The organism is Streptomyces sp. V4I8, assembly GCF_041261225.1.
In the GTDB taxonomy this organism is placed as follows: domain Bacteria; phylum Actinomycetota; class Actinomycetes; order Streptomycetales; family Streptomycetaceae; genus Streptomyces.
This window is the reverse complement of record NZ_JBGCCN010000002.1, coordinates 276,036-292,145: the sequence shown is the minus strand read 5'-3', so window position 1 is coordinate 292,145 and position 16,110 is coordinate 276,036. Positions and strand designations below refer to the sequence as shown.

Below are 16,110 nucleotides of genomic sequence, written 5' to 3'. Positions count from 1 at the left end.
CATGGGCCGCCGTGCCAGTTTTGGATCGCCGACCCGTCGCCGGCCAGGCAGCTGGGGCAGTAGCGGGTGGTTCCGAAGCGGAGCCAAGGCGGCAGGGCGGTCTTCCTGTCGAGCAGGGGCAGTACTTCGGCGAGCGGCGGGTAGCAGTTGAGCGGCCGCAGGGTGAGTTCGTCGACGGCCTCCCTGCTCGACGAATGGGCCTACCTGCGGCCCTACACCAGCAACACCGAACGCACCGACGCACTGGCAGACTTCCTCCACACCTACAACCACCACCGCTGCCACACCGCACTCGGAGGCAAGCCACCGATCAGCCGTGTGAACAACGCCGCGGGCCAATACACCTAGCCCCATCAGTGGTCCGATTGCGGCCGACGACATAGCGAAGACGGACCATCAACTGGGACGGCCTCCGGCATCCGCTCGCTCGGGACCACATCACTTGGGATTCCCGGCGTCCCCACGTCTCAACTGAACTGGTCGCCTCAGGTCAGCGACCCGACTCGGAACCAGATCATTTAAGACGGGACAAACCCGAACGAGCTGATCAGTAACGGCAGCCGGAACTCGGCAGCACCCATACTGATCATCCTGCCGAGAACGGCAGGGCGTGCGTCGAATGCACGCGAGCGAGATCCTCGCCGGGCCATGACGGGCGCCCTCGCTGGGCGAGGCCCCTGCCGCTAACCGCTACGCCAAGTCCTCACCGTCAGCGGGAGCTTCCGGGCATCGGAGGAGGATCGGTTCGCTCCTCCGAGCCGTTGCGCAGAGAGTCACCGACAGCAGGCTCGCAAGCTGTCGTGCTCCACTCGCAAGCTGTCGTGCTCCGTCACAGCGCAGAAACCGAGGACGGCCGTGTTCGACGATCTACCCCCCGACCTGGAGCGACTGCTCACCCTCCGGGTGTGGCACGCCATGTGGCTGCACCGGATCGACAACAAGATCGCCTCTGTCCGGCCCCGACCAGCACCTCGGCATCCTCGAGTAGAAGTGGCACGTTCAACGGCGGGGGGCTAACGCTTGGACGGCGGCCAGGCGCCGTCCCGATGGCGTCCTGGAGAACCGTGACCGCGCGCGACAAAGCGCGACAGCGCCCGCGACCTGGCGGCAGAGCCAGACCGGGAGGGGCAACGGCGAGGGTTGATCCCCCACTCGCATCGGTGTGGGCGTTTCGTTCTCCGGTATGACCTTTCCACTCACACGGGCGGCGCCTCGGGGAAACCGCTGATCACGCCCCCTTCAGGGCAGCTATCAACGAACGCATGGTCAAAGCTGTTCTGCGCGGCCTCGCGGCCGTTGTCCTCGCCTTCCTGCCTGCCACCGTCTCCACCCCTGCCCACGCCGCCGAGACCCTGCCCCTGACCGAAGCCGTCGCCAGCCTGCCCGTGGCCACCGAGTCCCGCGACGGCTACAGCCGCGACAAGTTCCGCCACTGGAACACCGGCGACGACCCGGCCGACGGCTGCAACACGCGCGCCGAGGTCCTCCTCCACGAGGCGGTCGAGCCGCCCGCCGTCGGGCCCGGATGCCGCCTGACCGGCGGGAGCTGGTGGTCGTACTACGACGCCACCGTCGTCACGTCGGCGTCCGGACTCGACATCGACCACATGGTCCCCCTCGCCGAAGCATGGGACAGCGGCGCATCGGCCTGGACCCCGCCGCGCCGGGAGACGTACGCCAACGACCAGGGCGCCGAGACATCCCTCGTCGCCGTCACCGCACGCTCCAACCGCAGCAAGTCCGACCAGGATCCGGCCGAATGGATGCCACCCGCCACCGATGTCCACTGCCGGTACCTCGCCGAATGGGTGGGCACCAAGCTCCGATGGGCCCTCGCCGTCGACGACGCCGAGCTGGTCGCCCTGGAGAACGTCGCCGCGGACTGCCCAGCGCAGACGGTGACATACGAGCCCGCCCCCTGACCCAGCCACCAACCGCCGCCGGCCTCCTCGCGCGGACGGCGGCGCCTGGCCCTGTGCGCGCATGCGGGGCGCCCGTGACGCTCATACGCTGGTGTTGCTCGGGGTAGTCGCGGAGGTCAGCCATGCCCCGAACCATCTGGTCAGGAGCTATCAGCTTCGGATTGGTCACTTCTCTGAACTAAGACCATGTCCACATGTGATGGAAACGTGCGGCAACTACCGGCCACAGACCCTAACTAGTTGGTGGTGCCAGCGGGCCTGCCGCGGTCGGCGGCGGGCCCTGTTGGGGGTTGTCCGTTCCGGCGGTGGCGAGGGGTTATGGAGCGGAGAAGCTGTTCCCACCGGCCATGGCTTCTCGTAGCGTGGATACCCCATTGGGCGTTCGTTTACGGGGGAGGCGGTGCGCAGTGGACCCGATCTCGGTGGGACTGCTGGCGGCGTTGGCGGGTGGTGCCGGTGGAGAACTGGGCCGGCAGGTGTGGGCGGGGCTGAGTGCACTGGTGCGCCGCCCGTTTCGGCGGGGCCAGGATACGGAGGTTCCGGCGGGCGGCTCCGGGGAGGCGGAGCTGGTGGAGCTGGAAGGGGCACCGGACGATCCGGCGCGCGCTCAAGCGCTCAGCGCGGCGCTGGCGGTACGAGCCGGCCTGGATGCGGACTTCCGCACCGGCCTGCAGCAGTGGCACGAGCAAGCCAAGCTTGTACGCACCGGCGACGGCGAGGTGCACAACAGCATCAGCGGCGGCACTCAGAACGGACCAGTGCTACTGGGCAGGGACTTCTCCGGGGTCTCCTTCACCACAAGCCCCCCACCACCGCCCGCTGCGCCCCCGGCGGGGTGACGCGAGATGGACGGAGGGCTCGGGCCACTGCCAGTGGTCTCAAACGAGATCAGCGGTGGGGTGTTTTTCCATGCGGTCATCCAGGGCCGCGATATCACCGTGCAACTGCCGCCGCAGATCACCCCAGCGCTGGCCGGGCTGCCCGCCGGTACCCCGGCCTTCACCGGCCGCGACACCCAGCTTGCAGAACTGCTCCTGGTCCTGGCCCCCGGGGGTCGAGAGCAGCAGGCGGTCCTGGTGGCAGCCGTGGCGGGTCTGCCCGGAGTCGGTAAGACCGAGCTGGTGCTGCAGGCCGCCCACCGGGCCCTGGCCACGCCCAACTGGTTTCCCGGCGGGGTCCTGTTCGTCGACTTGTTTGGCTACGACCCCGAGCGCCGCCTGCCCCCCGAGCGCGCCCTGGGCATCCCCGGCGAGCATCTTCCGGCTGACCTGCAGGACCGATCCCGGCTGTTCCGGAGCGTGCTGAAGGCCTACGCTGATCAGGATCGACGGGTGCTGGTCGTCATTGACAACGCGTCCACCGCCGAGCAGGCTCGCCCGCTGCTACCCACCGACGGCACGACTGCGACTCTGCTCACCTCCCGGCACACCCTCGATGTCGGCGCTCGCCTGCATGACCTGGACGTGCTGGACTCCGAAGCCGCCGTGGACTTGCTGCGGCGCGCCCTGTACCAGGCCCGCGGCCGGGGCGACACCCGCGTGGAGGAAGAGCCCGGCTGCGCCCGCGAGATCGTCGAGCGATGCGGCGGTCTGCCGCTGGCGCTGCAGATCTGTGCCGCCCTCCTCGCCGACACTCCCACCCGCCCGTTGGCCTCCTTGGCCAAGGCGTTGGCGGACGCCCACCGCCGACTGGACCAGCTCACTCGTGAGGAACGGGCCGTACGCGCCGCCTTCGACCTGTCCTACCAGCACCTGGACAGCGACCAGGCTCACGTGTTCCGCCTGCTTTCCCTCAATCCCGGTCCCGATCTGGACACCGAAGCTGCCGCCCATCTGGCCGGGGCCAGCGAGGCCCTTGTGGAGCAGCAACTGCAGGGACTCGTCCGTGCTCATCTCATCGAGCCCGGAAAGCTCTGGGGCCGCTGGCGGATGCACGACCTGATTCGCCTGTACGCGGCCGAGCTCGCCCAGCAGGACGACGGCGATCAGGGTGAGCCGGCCTTGGACCGCCTCCTGGAGTACTACCGGGTGACCGCGGACGCGGCGGACGACCATCTGCGCGCCCTGCCCAGCGATCCGGTGCCCGGGCGTTTCCAGGACCGTGGCGACGCGTTGGCGTGGCTGGATGCCGAGCGGTCTAACCTCGTCGCCGCTATCACCCTCGCCGCCGCCACCGCACGCCCCCACCTCGCCATATCCCTGCGCGCGAGCCTGACCGTGTTCCTGAGCTGGCGCCGCCATTTCGATGACGCGATTACCACCGGACAGCAGGCCCTCGCCGCTACGCGCGAGCTCGGCGACCGGTATGGCGAGGGGACGGCGCTGACCAACCTCGGCGCAGCCTTGTGGGGGGTGGAGCGGTTTGAGGAGGCCATCGACGCCCACACCCAGGCCGCCACCGTCTTCCGCGAGCTCGGCGACCGGTATGGCGAGGGGATGGCGCTGAACAACCTCGGCGCAGCCTTACACAGGGTGAGGCGGTTCGAGGAGGCCATCGACGACCTGGCCCAGGCCGCCACCATCTGCCACGAGGTCGGCAACCAGCACCGGGAGGGTACGGCGCTGACTAACCTCGGCCTCGCCCTGGCCGAGGTGGGGCGGTTTGAGGAGGCCATCGACGCCCACACGCAGGCCGCCACCATCCACGTTGAGGTCGGCGACCGGCACAGCGAGGGGATGGCGCTGACCAACCTTGGCACCGCCTTGGCTGAGGTGGGGCGGTTTGAGGAGGCTATCGACGCCCTGGCCCAGGCCGCCACCATCTTCGTCGAGGTCGGTGACCGGCATGCCGAGGGGACAGCCCTAAACAGTTTCGGCCTCGCTTTTCAGGGGATGGGGCGGTTTGAGGAGGCCATCGACGCCCACACCCAGGACCTCGCCATCTCCCGCGAACTCGGCGACCGGCACCGCGAAGGGAAGTCGCTGAGCAACCTCGGCGGCGCCTTGACCGAGGTGGGGCGGTTTGAGGACGCCATCGACGCCCACACCCAGGACCTCGCCATCTTCCGCGAGCTCGGCGACCGTTACGGCGAGGGGGCGGCGCTGAACAACCTCGGCGCAGCTTTTCAGGGGGTGCAGCGGTTTGAGGAGGCCATCGACGCCCACACCCAGGCCGCCTCCATCTTCCGCGAGCTCGGCGACCAGCGCGGCGAGAGCATGGTGCTGAGCCGCCTCGGCCTCGCTTTTCAGTGGATGGGGCGGTTTGAGGAGGCCATCGACGCCCACACCCAGGACCTCGCCATCTCCCGCGAACTCGGGGACCGGCAGAGCGAAGGCATAGCGCTAAGCAGTCTCGGCCTCGCTTTTCAGTGGATGGGGCGGTTTGAGGAGGCCATCGACGCCCACACCCAGGACCTCGCCATCTCTCGCGAACTCGGGGACCGGCAGAGCGAAGGCATGGCGCTGGACAACCTCGGCGAAGCCCTGGCCGAGGTGGGGCGGTTTGAGGACGCCATCGACGCCCACACCCAGGCCGCCACCATCTTCCGCGAACTCGGGGACCGGCAGAGCGAAGGAACAGCGCTGGACAACCTCGGCGAAGCCCTGGCCCACGTGCGGGGCTCGAGCGCCTGAGTTCTGTAAGTGCAATGTGAGTCGGCCGAGCTGCGCGAGGCCCGCAAGCGGATCCGGCTGCTGGAGCAGGAGAACGAGGTGCTCAGGAGGGCGGCGGCGTATCTGTCGCAGGCGCACCTGCCGGCAAAATGATGTACCCGCTCGTCCGCGAGCTGGCCGCCGCCGACGCCCCTTACCGGGTGCCGGTAGCGGTGACGTGCCGGGTGCTGGGGCTGGCCCGCCAGCCCTACTACCGGTGGCTGGCCGGCCCGGTCACTGACGCCGAACTGGCCAAGGCATACCGGGCCAATGCACTGTTCGACGCTCACCGCGACGACCCGGAGTTCGGCCACCGCTTCCTTGTCGACGAGGCCCGCGCCGCGGGCGAGGTGATGGCCGAGCGGACCGCCTGGCGGATCTGCCGGGACAACGGCTGGTGGAGCGCGTTTGGAAAGCGAAGCGGTCGCGGCAAGAACGCCAAGGCCGGGCCGCCGGTCCACGACGATCGAGTGCGGCGCATCTTCACCGCCGACGCCCCGAACCGGCTGTGGCTCACGGACATCACCGAGCACGCCACCGGCGAGGGGAAGCTGTACCTGTGCGCGGTCAAGGACGTGTTCTCGGGCCGCATTGTGGGCTATTCCATCGACGACCGGATGCAGTCCCGCCTCGCGGTCACCGCTCTGCAATCCGCCGTTGCCCGCCGTGGCCAGGTGGCCGGGTGCATTGTGCATTGGGTGCGGCTCGTTCTGAGTGAGATCGCGGTCAGGCAGCAGGGTCATTGCGTGATCGAGGTCTGTCTGGGTTTGTCATGTGAGACCGAGGGTTCGTAGGGGCCGGTGGTAGTCGCGGCTGGTGTGGCGGAGGGCGGCGGCGATGTTCGTCTGGCCGTCCTGGCGGAAGGTGCTGATGGCGAGGTTGCGCAGGGAGGCCATGGCGCGGGGCAGGGTGCCGGTGCGGACCTTGGAGTCGTCCTCTCGGAACGTGCGGTCCCGGACGTGGTGCAGGAGGTTCTCGATGCCCCAGTGGCCTCTGATCCATGTGGCGAGCTCGGTGCAGGTGGCGTCGAAGACGCTCAGGCTGGTGATCAGGTAGACGCGCTCGATGGTCAGTTTCCCGGTGCTCAAGTCGCGTCGCCACCGGACGACTTGGATCGCCTGGCGGGCGCCGGGGTAGTCGAGGTGGCTGAATGCGGCCGCTTTGAGCCGGCGGATCTCGTCGCGGTGGTGGGCGTGGTCGCGAGTGCTGTGCCCGAGCGGGATGTCCCGCCAGGGCAGCTTCCTGATCTGGGTGTACAGGCCGGGATGGTTCTTCTTCACGACGGCCACGTAGTGCGCGCCGCGACTGGTCAGATAGGCCCCGTGGTCGTGCTGGGTGTGCAGAGCGTCGGCGGTCACCACCGTGTTCTCCAGCTCGAGACCGTCCAGCAACGGCGCGAAGGAGGGAATCTCGTTGCTCTTGGAAGCGACCTGCCGCTGGGCCAGGACCACGCCGTGGTGGTCCATTGCCGCCAGCAGCTGGATCGCTGCGGCCGTTGCGGTCCGTGAACCGCGGACCACCTTGCCGTCGACCGCGATCACCCGCTGCGTTGGCCCCGCCTTCGTCTCCGGCTTGGCCGGGGGCGGCGTTCTGGCCTGCAGAAACGCGCCGATCGCCGCGTCGAGCGCGTCGCCGTCCACACGCTGCAGCAGGCGGCGCACGGTTGCGGCGTGCGGCACGGGCCGCAGGCCGGTAAGCGGATCGGCAGTGAAACCGAGGACGCCCAGCACATGCTGCGGGGCATCCGCGATCCACTCGCTGATCGCGATGAGCGAGCGGGCCCCGGTCAGCACCGCCGAGGCGGCTGCGCACAGCAATGCGAGGGCGGGATACCGCAGACCTCGCGCATCGCGGGGGTCGGCGACCAGGGTCAGGAAACGCCGCAGGTCAGCGGCATCGCTTGAGGCGAGGGGATCAGTCGGGGAGCCCAGTTGCTCCAGTGCGGAAGGGATGGGCGATGATGTTCGGGCAGGCACGGTCTCGCTCGTTCTCATGGGTCTCGACAACCACATGATCACCAGCACCGTGCCTGCTCTGCTTTCCAGGGCCCCTTGCCTCACAACGGACATGACGACACGTCACTCACGAGACCGGCGAACCGGACCAATCCCAATCGCGCAATGCCCCTGGGTCAGGCAGTAAGGGCGTATCTCGCCTGGTCATGGGCTGGGTAGAGCCGTTGATGTTCCTTGGCGAGATGATGTTTCCAGTAGGCGTCAAGATCACCGTTAGCGGCGGCGGCACGGAGTTTCAGGACGGCTTCGGCGCCGTCGAGACCCCAGCGGGCTCCGCTGATGTCGAGACGGTCGGCGACGAGATGGCGGGCCGCGCCTTCGATGATCCCGGTGGCGATGGGCCAGCCGGCCGCGAGGGCCTTCTCGTAGTGCAGGAAATCTGCGTTGCCGCGCAGGTAGCGGACGCAGGTATCGACACCGTGCCGCTGTCCGCCGGTCAACTTGGCCTGATCCGTGGAAGCACCAGGCCGCCGCCCACAACCTCTCCAGGACGTGGATGATGTCGATGACGATGTGCGCCTCGACGTGGTGGAGACGGGCTTCGGCCTGGACGAGGTCGAGTTGATGGCGGGCGCCGTCGACCAGGACCACCCAGGTGCGGCGATGTTCGGGGTCGCGGGCCTGCGCGTGCTCGAAGACCTGCGCCACAACGTGCTCGGCGTCGTGTTCCACCGAGCCGCACAGCCACTTGTCCCGGGCAACGGGGCCGGGCCGGCGGATGTGCCCGTCCGTGAAGCCGCCGGGCGGCGTGATCACATCGTGCGGCCGGCGGGGTGCCGGTTCGGCGTCGTAGACCGCGCCGAGCGTGGCCATGCGTTTTCTGCCGTTCTTCTCCCCGGCGGCCAGACGCGTGCGAAAGGCGTGCTGCCGCTTTTCGGCGGCCTGCCGGGTGGCCTCCCGCAGGGCCTCGGGCCTCATCACGATGCCCTTGCCGTCCGCGGACAGCACCAACACTGTTGCCGGAGCGCAGGGTTGAACGATTCTGGCGTTGTAGAAGGCGTCGACGTCACCGGCGGCCTCGACGAGCAGACCGGCGAGCCGACGCTTGCCGAGCACGCGGCCGCACCGCCGGATGATCGTCTCGTGGGCCGCGTCGTAGGACATCCGGGTGGCCGCCTGGACGGCGAGGCGGGCCAGACCGTGCGAGTGTCGGCCCCGCGGCAGTGACAGCACCGCATCCGCCGGGTGCACGTTCGACGCCTCCAGGCGCCTCCAGGCGAGGCGGGAGACGGTCACCGTGCCGAACACCGTGGCCAGCAGCCGGCCATGGCCCCTCTCCAGCCGCGGCCGCGGCAGACCGTCCGTACCGATCACGCGGGGCCGCAAGCTCGCCACAGCCTCCTGCTCGCGCCGCTCCCGCAGGTCCAGGTGATCCTGGAACAGCTGCCGCAGCAGGTCACGGCCCCTGTCTTCCAAGAGATCCTCCAGCTCATGATGGGCCAGATCGCCAGTCGTCGGCGATGCCAGCTCCGTCACGAGCATGCTGAATAAATTCGCCGCCGCCTCAAAGTCGTCAGCACTCGGCGGCGTGTCGTACCGTTCCACGGCGTTCTTCTTCCTACGGGCGTTTCGGTTGGCACCTACGAACGTAGGAAGAAGAACCCTCAGCCGCCAGAACCCTGGCCCAACGGCCCACTGTCCTCGGCGTGTTCGAGCAGCGCGAACAGGCCCGGACTGTCCTCGCTCAGCCAGCCCCGGCGCGCGAGCCGCTTCAGTTTCACCCGCACCGATTCCACCTTCGAGGGGCCCTCGCCCCGGCCGATCGCCACCGAGACCGCCTTCGACCGCATCGGCCGCCCCGCCGCGATGAGCACCTCCATGATGTCCCGGTACCCAGACGGCAGCAGCGATGCGTCCATCCCCGCCTCCCGCTCGGGCACCGTCACCACCCCGATCGGCGACTCCCCTCCCGCCCGCTGCGGCCCCGCCGCAGGCCGCGGCACCGGCTCCTCGGCCGCCGCGTCGTCGAGGACCTCCCGCACCACCGCCCGGGCGACCTCCACCTGCGCGAGCATCTCCTCGAACGCCTCCAGTTGCTCGCTCAGCTCCGCTACCTGCACCCGCAGTTCGCCCACCCGTTCCCCGATAGCCGACTCACGCCGTTCCAGCTCCTCCAGCAGGGACACCATCACCCCACCCCCTCACCCAGAAGGTAGAAGCGACCAGCACTCACCACCAGCCCACCCACACAAAACGCCAGCTCAGCCAGTCACTCGAAACGAGCCGGACCCATGCCGGAAGCGCGCGAAGGGGTGCTGCAACTCTCGGTGCACCCCTCGGTGCAACGGTGGAGACAACGGTCCAGGCAACGGTGGGGCCCACTAAGGAAGCAACTACGCGCGAGACGCTGGGCGTCCCCGGCCAGCGGCGCAGCACGCCGGCCGGGGAGGGCTCGTCGGCAGCGCCTCGCGATGGCGGCGACGCGGGGCTAGACGGGCGCCTGATCCTTGGCGCGGCAGGCCGGGCAGATCAACTGGGCGTTGCGTACCGGATCGTGAGGCCTTGGCACCGTGCACACGGGCCGATCTGATTCGGGTTGCAGCCGAGCATGATCGCTACCGAGCCGGGGTCGGTCGAGGGATCGATACGTCTGACGGAGTCGTTCATGCATCCGAATCTACGTCGACCGATCCGGAAGGCTTCGCCACCAGGGCCGTGGGCTGGACGGCGGGAGATTCGGTGGACAAGCCCACCAGAGCCTGGGCAAGCCCTGTTGTTTCAGGGTGGGCAAGCCGGTCTCGCCGAGGCGGCGGACGGGGTCGGTCAAGTGCGGGTGACGGTGAAGCCAGTGCTGTTCAAGGCGCGGGTCCACACGTCGCGGTCGAACCACTTGGTGATGTCCGGCTGCATCTCGTTGAGGGTGTGCATGCGGGCCTGCCAGTCGTGGCCGGTGGGACCGCGGTTGCCATCGCATCCCTCACAGCCGTCTTCTCCGTGGAGGTGGCCGGCCACCCATGCGTTGACGGCGACGTTGAGGATGACGGCGTACAGCCCGGGTTCGACGTAATTCGGGGGTTCTGGAGGCGGCGGCAGGGTGAAACTGCTGGTCAAGGGCGCGTGGGCTGGAGTTGCACGCGAAAGTGCCTAGAGACACGATTTCTCTGGTTTTCCTGTACTGGCCTGGCCTTGTCCCGTATGGTCTGGAGTCGTGTATGTGAGGACGACCAAGCGGGAGAACAAGTCCGGGACGGTGCGGTACCTGCACCTGGCCCACAACGAGTGGGACCCGGTCAAGGGCCGGGCCGTGCCGAAGGTGCTGTTCACCTTCGGCCGGGAGGACGAGTTGGACCGCGACGCGATCCGGCGGCTGGTCGCGTCCTTGTCGCGGCTGCTGGAGCCCGGCGAGGCCCTGGAAGCGGGCACCACGCCGGGGCTGGAGTTCACCGGCTCGGTCCCGTTCGGCGGGGCCTACGTCCTGGACCACCTGTGGCACCGACTGAAGATCGACCAGATCGTGTCCGGGGTCGGGCAGCCCAAGCGGGGGCGGCCCCGGGACATGTCCGCGACCGAGCGGGTGTTGTTCGCGCTGGTCGCCAACCGCGCGCTGGCCCCGTCCTCGAAGCTCGCCGCCGCCGAGTGGATCACCCACGACGTGCACATCGACTCGCTGCCCGAGGCCGGCGAGCAGTCCTGCTACCGGGCGATGGACTGGCTCCACGAGGTCAAGGACGACCTGGAGAAGCAGGTCTTCGACGAGGTCGCGAACCTGCTGAACCTGGAAGTGGACCTGCTGTTCTTCGACACCACCAGCACCTACTTCGAACTCGAGGAACCCGACGAGTCCGTCGCCCGCGACGAGAAGGGCCACCGCCGGGACGACGCCGGCGACGAGGGCCAGGACGTCGGGGACGCGGCCAAGCCGGCCGGGTTCCGCACGCACGGCAAGTCGAAGGACTCCCGCGACGACCTGCCCCAGATCGTGATCGGCCTGGCGGTCACCCGCGACGGCATCCCGGTCCGCGTCTGGTCCTGGCCCGGAAATGCCTCGGACCAGACCCTGATCCGGCAGGTCAAGGACGACATGCGCGACTGGACCCTCTCCAAGATCGTGTGGGTCGCCGACCGCGGCTTCTCATCTGACCGCAACCGCCGCTACCTGCGCAGCGGCACCGACGCCTACATCATCGGCGAGAAGCTCCGCACCACATCCCCCGAGGTCAAGCAGGCCCTGTCCCGGCAGGGCCGCTACCAGGACATCACCGGCCACATGCGCGTCAAGGAGGTACGGATCAGCGACACCGAACGGTTCGTCATCTGCCACAACCCCGAAGCCGCCGACCGCGACCAGCACATGCGCGAGCAACTCGTCGCCCAACTCCAAGAGCTGATCGCCGACACCGACAAGCTCAGCGACTTCAAGCGCGGCGAACTGCGCGGCAAGATCGCCGCCAAGCCCGGCCTGAACCGCTACCTGCGCACCACCCCCGCCGGCAAGCTCCGCATCGACCAGGCCAGGATCAAGACCGAGGAGAACCTCGACGGCAAGTACCTTCTGCGATCCTCCGACCCCAAGCTCTCCGCCGAGGACATCGCGCGCGGCTACAAGGCCCTCCTGGAAGTCGAACGCGGCTGGCGCGACATGAAGCAGGTCATCGACCTGCGGCCCGTCTACCACCGCCTCGAAGAACGCATCCGCGCCCACGTCCTGCTGTGCTGGCTCGCCCTCCTGCTCATCCGCATCGCCGAGACCACCACCGGCGACACCTGGCCCAGGATCCGCCGCGAACTCGACCGCCTCCACCTGGGCACCTTCACCGGCCCCACCGGCACGTTCCAGCAGGTCACCACCCCCACCAAGCCCCAGCAGGACCTCCTCACCAAGCTGCAGATCCCCACCCCCAAGCAGATCGCCGGCCTTCAGCCCGCACCACGCTGACCAGCCACAACCCCACCGCCTAGAGACACGCCCTCCAGGCGGCCACAACCATGTTCCCCCAGGTCAGGCCCCACTTTCGGCTCTCTAGGCCGCCGAATTATGTCGAACCCGGGTACAGGTCTCCGCCGGTTTGGGCCAGGGCGTCCGGCACGCCGGCGAGGATCAGGGCCAGTTCGGGGTTGTCCCGCGGCGGCATAGGCGCCTGCCCGACCTCGACGTCGGGGCTGCTGTCTTCGAACTCCCGCACGCTCTGGGCGACGGTGTCGGCGAGGGCTGCAGCGTCGAAGTACCGCCAGGCGGATCGCACCTGGATGCCGAGTTGGGCGGCCACCGCCTGGACGTTGCGCTCGATGGTGTCCTCCACCGTCGCGGGGGTGAGGGTCACGCCCCGACGGGCCAGTTCGGCGAGGGTCTCGGCGACGGCTTCTTTGAACGCTTTGGTGTTCCGCACCACCGCATCGTAGGGGCGAGGGGCTTGCCCGAGTGCCGAGAAGGGGTGTTCGCAGGGTGCGGGCGCCGGCGGTTCAGGGTGAGGGGGCCAGGGAGGCCAGGAAGACGGCGTCGGGTCCGAAGCGGGAGCGGGCGGTGTCGGCCGCCTTCTCAAGATGGCGGGCTTTCGTCGCTGGCGTCGAGGAGGAGCTGGTGGTGTGCGTCGGCTGCTGGGCTCAGTGCGGAGGCGCGCAGGGTGATGGTGCGCACGCGTGCTCGTTCGAGAGCGACCTTGCGGAGCAGCCGCCCCGGAGTGGGTTCAGCGGCGCGCGAAGGAGAAGGTCGGAGTCGACTCGTACAACGCGGGACGCGCGATGCCCGGCCTGAGCTGTCAGGCCGGGCATCGCGCGTCTACTGTCAGGACGGTTCGTTGGCCGCTATCGCACCCGAATGCCTCGGGGCGGACGCCGGCCGCCCGGGCCTGCCCTGCCCGTACGTTTCACCCGATGGTATGCCAGGAGCGCAGACGGTCGGCGATGTCGTAGACCGTGAGCCGCAGCGCGCGGATATCGGTGATCAGATCCCGCCACAGCTCGAAGGAGTCGTCGATCTCCTCCCCGGAGGCCCGGATGTACGCCACCGCCACGCCGTAGGCGTAGTACGCGTTGCGGGCCGGCAGCGGGCGCAGTAGGACCAGTTGCTCAAGCAGGGCGGCGGCCCGCCAGTAGGCGTCGGGCTCGCCCATGTCCAGCTGTGGTGTGTTCACCCGGTGCCGAGCGACAGCGGCCACCAGGCCCGAGTAGTCCCGGACCCCGAGTTCCTTGCCGAGCAGTTCCTCCTGTCGGTCGAGGAGCCACCGAATGTCGATATGCAGTTCCAAGGGTCAGGCCGCCCGCCCCGCGGTGTTTCGCCGTGTTGGGGCGTCGTCGGGGAAGGCCTCGTCGAACGCCTCGGCCAGGCCAGGTCGGGCGATGATTTCGCGGAACACGGCCGTCGCCTTGCTCAGCTTGATCTGGTTTTCTTCCTCTATGGCCAACTCAGCCAGGTAGGCGCGCACGCTCTGCCCGCGGGCTGCGGCGACCGCAGCGAACCGGTCCCTGGTCTCGGAGTCGACCTTCACGGTGGTGTCAGCCATACCCCGAGTATGCACCCATGGGTACCTTCGCGAATACCTATCAGGGAGCCACTTGAGATTCGCCGTATCCGTCCGCTACTTCTCGCCGTGGTACCCAATGGTCGCACTGCCTCTGCGATCCTCCACGCGCATACGACTGCAAGGCGCATCCTGGACACATGGAGCCTGTCGATGCGGAGCCGCCCGGGGCATTCCTCTCCCACGCCACGGAGGACAAGCCCGACTTTGTCGAGCCCCTCGCTCACGAACTCCGCAGTCGCGGGGTGGCAGCATGGCTCGACAAGTGGGAAATCCGTCCCGGGGACAGCCTTGTACGACGCCTGTTCGATGAGGGCATCGCGATGACCAACGCCGTAGTGGCGGTCGTCTCGCAGTATTCGGTGAACAAGCCCTGGGTGCGCGAGGAACTCGACGCGGCAGCAGTGGCCCGAGTCAACGGGGAATCACTCCTGATTCCAGTCCGGCTCGACGATGTACCGATGCCCGCTCCCCTGAAACACATCGTGTGGATCACTGCTGACCGCACCCCGGAAGGCGTCGTGCACACCGCGCAGCAGATCGCGGACACTCTGCACGGCTACGACCCGCGGCCGGCTGTCGGCCCCTTGCCCGCATATGCCCGGGTCGCGGCTGTCGCCCCAGGCCTGGACGCAGCGGACACGGTCTTGCTCACTGAAACCATCCGGGAAGCGCTCAGGACCAACGAGATGATGCTGCTCAACTGGGATGCGGTGAAGTCTCGGGCCAAGGATGCCGGTCTCAGCGACGAGCGTGTGGAGGAGAGCCTTCACATGCTCGGCGAGCAGAACTACGTTGACGTGGCACTTCGGACCAGTGGCGCCCATGATTACCACCTGACCCGAAAGGGCTACCGCGCCGGGATCGCCACCGTACTGCCAAAAGTCGAGGAGCACCGCCGAGCAGTCATCGCCGAGCTTGTCAACGACCAGCCGACGGGTAGCACGGTCATCGACGATCTCGCAGCACGCACAGAAACGCCGCCCCTGGTGGTGGAGCAGTTTCTTAACGATCTTCAGGATCAAGGACTGCTGTCTTATCGCCGCTATTTGGGCAGTTCGAGCCAGCTACACTCGGTCAGCCCGACGCTCCGGCGGCTTCTGGTCTAGCGTCACCAGGGGCTTGTTGACGGCGCTCTACCCCTCAATCGGATGCAGGTTCTCCGGCTTCAGGTCGGATCGGACCCGCCGGACACGCGGGCGGTGCTAGCGGCCGAACTCCAACCGCGGCTGATCAACCTCGATCTCCACCACCACCTCCGGCTTGACCGGCCAGAAGTGCACCGGATCCGCGCCGGGCAAGCCGCCCACGGTGCCGGGCAGCTCACGCATCTCCTCCCCGGCAGCGTGCAGGAGCGGCGCCACGGCCAGACGCACCGGCTGAGACAGCGGCAGGCTCACGCCAACCGCCCGCATACGGCCGCCTGCTGGCCGGCCCAGCACGAGGGCCTGCGCCGCTGGCGTCGCTCCGGTCACCCCGATGACCACGGCCTCGGCGGTGTGGCGCTCCCGCCACTTCACCCAGCCCGAGGCAAGGCCAGCAGCGTACGGTGCGTTGGTCCGCTTGCCCTTCTCTGTCAAGTTCAGCGTGTTGAGTTGTCCACGGGCTATCGTCCAGCACCATCCCGGCCCCGTGGGCAGGGCGGGCGCCACCTGCGAGAGAGCGACGCGTACGGGGTCCATGATCCGATCGCGTGCGTGCCCCCTCGCGCCGCACGATCGACCACCGCCCCGCCGTCCGAGGCCGCGGGGAAGGTTAGGGTCGCCGTCGAGATCGACGTGAAGAACTGTGATGTGCAATTCAGTGCCGACAGAGAGCGCCGCGAAAGGATGGCTGCCGGGCCTTCCGTGTCGAGTCTTGCCCGGTAGGCCGAACTGAGGGCCGCTCAAACCAAGGCAATCGCCTGCGTACGCAGGGAGACGATGGTCTTCGCGCCGCCCGTACCGCATGACCAGCAACTTTCTATTGCTGACGCGACAGAAACGGCCGTGCGCCCCCCTGTGCATATGTGAGCCACCGGATGCGCACCCATTGCTCCTTATGCTTCGAAGCAGGCATCAAAAAGGCGCTCTGTGGCGCCGCCACCGGCCGCGCAACTCCCCCGACGGGATCTCGAATCCATGGA

Annotated in this window: 13 protein-coding genes and 3 pseudogenes; 7 read left to right on the top strand and 9 right to left on the bottom strand. The window is 68.3% G+C overall.

Features of this window, described 5'->3' with window-relative positions:
• Positions 1 to 2 precede the first annotated feature (2 nt).
• Positions 3 to 122 (bottom strand): annotated as a pseudogene (locus ABIE67_RS47460) (hypothetical protein); the annotation flags it as partial.
• Between the two features lie 25 nt (positions 123 to 147).
• Between ABIE67_RS47460 and ABIE67_RS47455 the strand changes: the two are divergent.
• The 5 genes and pseudogenes from ABIE67_RS47455 to ABIE67_RS47435 form a co-directional block, all read left to right on the top strand.
• Positions 148 to 348, top strand: a complete 201-nt coding sequence (locus ABIE67_RS47455) for an integrase core domain-containing protein (protein ID WP_370270523.1) — start codon at positions 148 to 150, stop codon at positions 346 to 348.
• A 914-nt stretch (positions 349 to 1,262) separates the two neighbouring features.
• Complete coding sequence (locus tag ABIE67_RS47450; RefSeq protein WP_370270519.1) at positions 1,263 to 1,922, top strand: HNH endonuclease family protein; 660 nt, start codon at positions 1,263 to 1,265, stop codon at positions 1,920 to 1,922.
• A 407-nt stretch (positions 1,923 to 2,329) separates the two neighbouring features.
• Positions 2,330 to 2,761 (top strand): hypothetical protein, encoded by a 432-nt coding sequence (locus ABIE67_RS47445; RefSeq protein ID WP_370270515.1) that lies wholly within the window; start codon positions 2,330 to 2,332, stop codon positions 2,759 to 2,761.
• Positions 2,762 to 2,767: 6 nt separating this feature from the next.
• The gene (locus ABIE67_RS47440) at positions 2,768 to 5,494 is read left to right on the top strand and encodes a tetratricopeptide repeat protein (protein ID WP_370270510.1); all 2,727 of its coding nucleotides are present in this window, start codon (positions 2,768 to 2,770) and stop codon (positions 5,492 to 5,494) included.
• Between the two features lie 18 nt (positions 5,495 to 5,512).
• Positions 5,513 to 6,180: pseudogene (locus ABIE67_RS47435) on the top strand (DDE-type integrase/transposase/recombinase); the annotation flags it as partial.
• Positions 6,181 to 6,282: 102 nt separating this feature from the next.
• Here ABIE67_RS47435 and ABIE67_RS47430 read toward each other — a convergent pair.
• From ABIE67_RS47430 to ABIE67_RS47415, 4 genes and pseudogenes are all read right to left on the bottom strand, one after another.
• Positions 6,283 to 7,506, bottom strand: coding sequence for an ISAs1 family transposase (locus ABIE67_RS47430; protein WP_370252144.1), 1,224 nt, complete (start codon positions 7,504 to 7,506; stop codon positions 6,283 to 6,285).
• Between the two features lie 137 nt (positions 7,507 to 7,643).
• A pseudogene (locus tag ABIE67_RS47425) lies at positions 7,644 to 9,072 on the bottom strand (ISKra4 family transposase).
• 59 nt (positions 9,073 to 9,131) lie between these two features.
• Positions 9,132 to 9,656 (bottom strand): hypothetical protein, encoded by a 525-nt coding sequence (locus ABIE67_RS47420; RefSeq protein WP_370269890.1) that lies wholly within the window; start codon positions 9,654 to 9,656, stop codon positions 9,132 to 9,134.
• Positions 9,657 to 10,290: 634 nt separating this feature from the next.
• Positions 10,291 to 10,578: a hypothetical protein gene (locus ABIE67_RS47415; RefSeq protein WP_370270505.1), complete on the bottom strand. Its 288-nt coding sequence runs from the start codon at positions 10,576 to 10,578 to the stop codon at positions 10,291 to 10,293.
• Between the two features lie 103 nt (positions 10,579 to 10,681).
• Between ABIE67_RS47415 and ABIE67_RS47410 the strand changes: the two genes are divergently transcribed.
• Positions 10,682 to 12,403: an IS1634 family transposase gene (locus ABIE67_RS47410; protein ID WP_370267848.1), complete on the top strand. Its 1,722-nt coding sequence runs from the start codon at positions 10,682 to 10,684 to the stop codon at positions 12,401 to 12,403.
• A 97-nt stretch (positions 12,404 to 12,500) separates the two neighbouring features.
• Here ABIE67_RS47410 and ABIE67_RS47405 read toward each other — a convergent pair whose 3' ends face one another.
• The 3 genes from ABIE67_RS47405 to ABIE67_RS47395 all read right to left on the bottom strand — a co-directional run bounded on the left by ABIE67_RS47405 (position 12,501) and on the right by ABIE67_RS47395 (position 13,967).
• Positions 12,501 to 12,854, bottom strand: coding sequence for a hypothetical protein (locus ABIE67_RS47405; RefSeq protein ID WP_370270502.1), 354 nt, complete (start codon positions 12,852 to 12,854; stop codon positions 12,501 to 12,503).
• Between the two features lie 477 nt (positions 12,855 to 13,331).
• Complete coding sequence (locus tag ABIE67_RS47400) at positions 13,332 to 13,712, bottom strand: toxin Doc (RefSeq protein WP_370270498.1); 381 nt, start codon at positions 13,710 to 13,712, stop codon at positions 13,332 to 13,334.
• Positions 13,713 to 13,715: 3 nt separating this feature from the next.
• The gene (locus ABIE67_RS47395; RefSeq protein ID WP_307671884.1) at positions 13,716 to 13,967 is read right to left on the bottom strand and encodes an antitoxin MazE7; all 252 of its coding nucleotides are present in this window, start codon (positions 13,965 to 13,967) and stop codon (positions 13,716 to 13,718) included.
• 158 nt (positions 13,968 to 14,125) lie between these two features.
• On the opposite strand from ABIE67_RS47395, the gene ABIE67_RS47390 reads away from it, so the two are divergent.
• On the top strand, positions 14,126 to 15,094 hold the full coding sequence (locus ABIE67_RS47390; RefSeq protein WP_370270491.1) for a toll/interleukin-1 receptor domain-containing protein: 969 nt from the start codon (positions 14,126 to 14,128) through the stop codon (positions 15,092 to 15,094).
• 96 nt (positions 15,095 to 15,190) lie between these two features.
• Here ABIE67_RS47390 and ABIE67_RS47385 read toward each other — a convergent pair whose 3' ends face one another.
• Positions 15,191 to 15,667 carry a hypothetical protein gene (locus ABIE67_RS47385; protein ID WP_370270487.1) on the bottom strand — a complete coding sequence of 159 codons (477 nt, stop codon included), beginning with the start codon at positions 15,665 to 15,667 and terminating at the stop codon, positions 15,191 to 15,193.
• Positions 15,668 to 16,110 lie beyond the last annotated feature (443 nt).

Excerpts from the sequence above, each read along its gene's own strand:
- ABIE67_RS47395 (WP_307671884.1), bottom strand. The coding sequence starts at position 13,967 with ATGGCTGACACCACCGTGAAGGTCGACTCCGAGACCAGGGACCGGTTC.
- ABIE67_RS47450 (WP_370270519.1), top strand. The coding sequence starts at position 1,263 with ATGGTCAAAGCTGTTCTGCGCGGCCTCGCGGCCGTTGTCCTCGCCTTC.
- ABIE67_RS47440 (WP_370270510.1), top strand. The coding sequence starts at position 2,768 with ATGGACGGAGGGCTCGGGCCACTGCCAGTGGTCTCAAACGAGATCAGC.
- ABIE67_RS47420 (WP_370269890.1), bottom strand. The coding sequence starts at position 9,656 with ATGGTGTCCCTGCTGGAGGAGCTGGAACGGCGTGAGTCGGCTATCGGG.
- ABIE67_RS47430 (WP_370252144.1), bottom strand. The coding sequence starts at position 7,506 with ATGAGAACGAGCGAGACCGTGCCTGCCCGAACATCATCGCCCATCCCT.
- ABIE67_RS47385 (WP_370270487.1), bottom strand. The coding sequence starts at position 15,667 with ATGGACCCCGTACGCGTCGCTCTCTCGCAGGTGGCGCCCGCCCTGCCC.
- ABIE67_RS47390 (WP_370270491.1), top strand. The coding sequence starts at position 14,126 with ATGGAGCCTGTCGATGCGGAGCCGCCCGGGGCATTCCTCTCCCACGCC.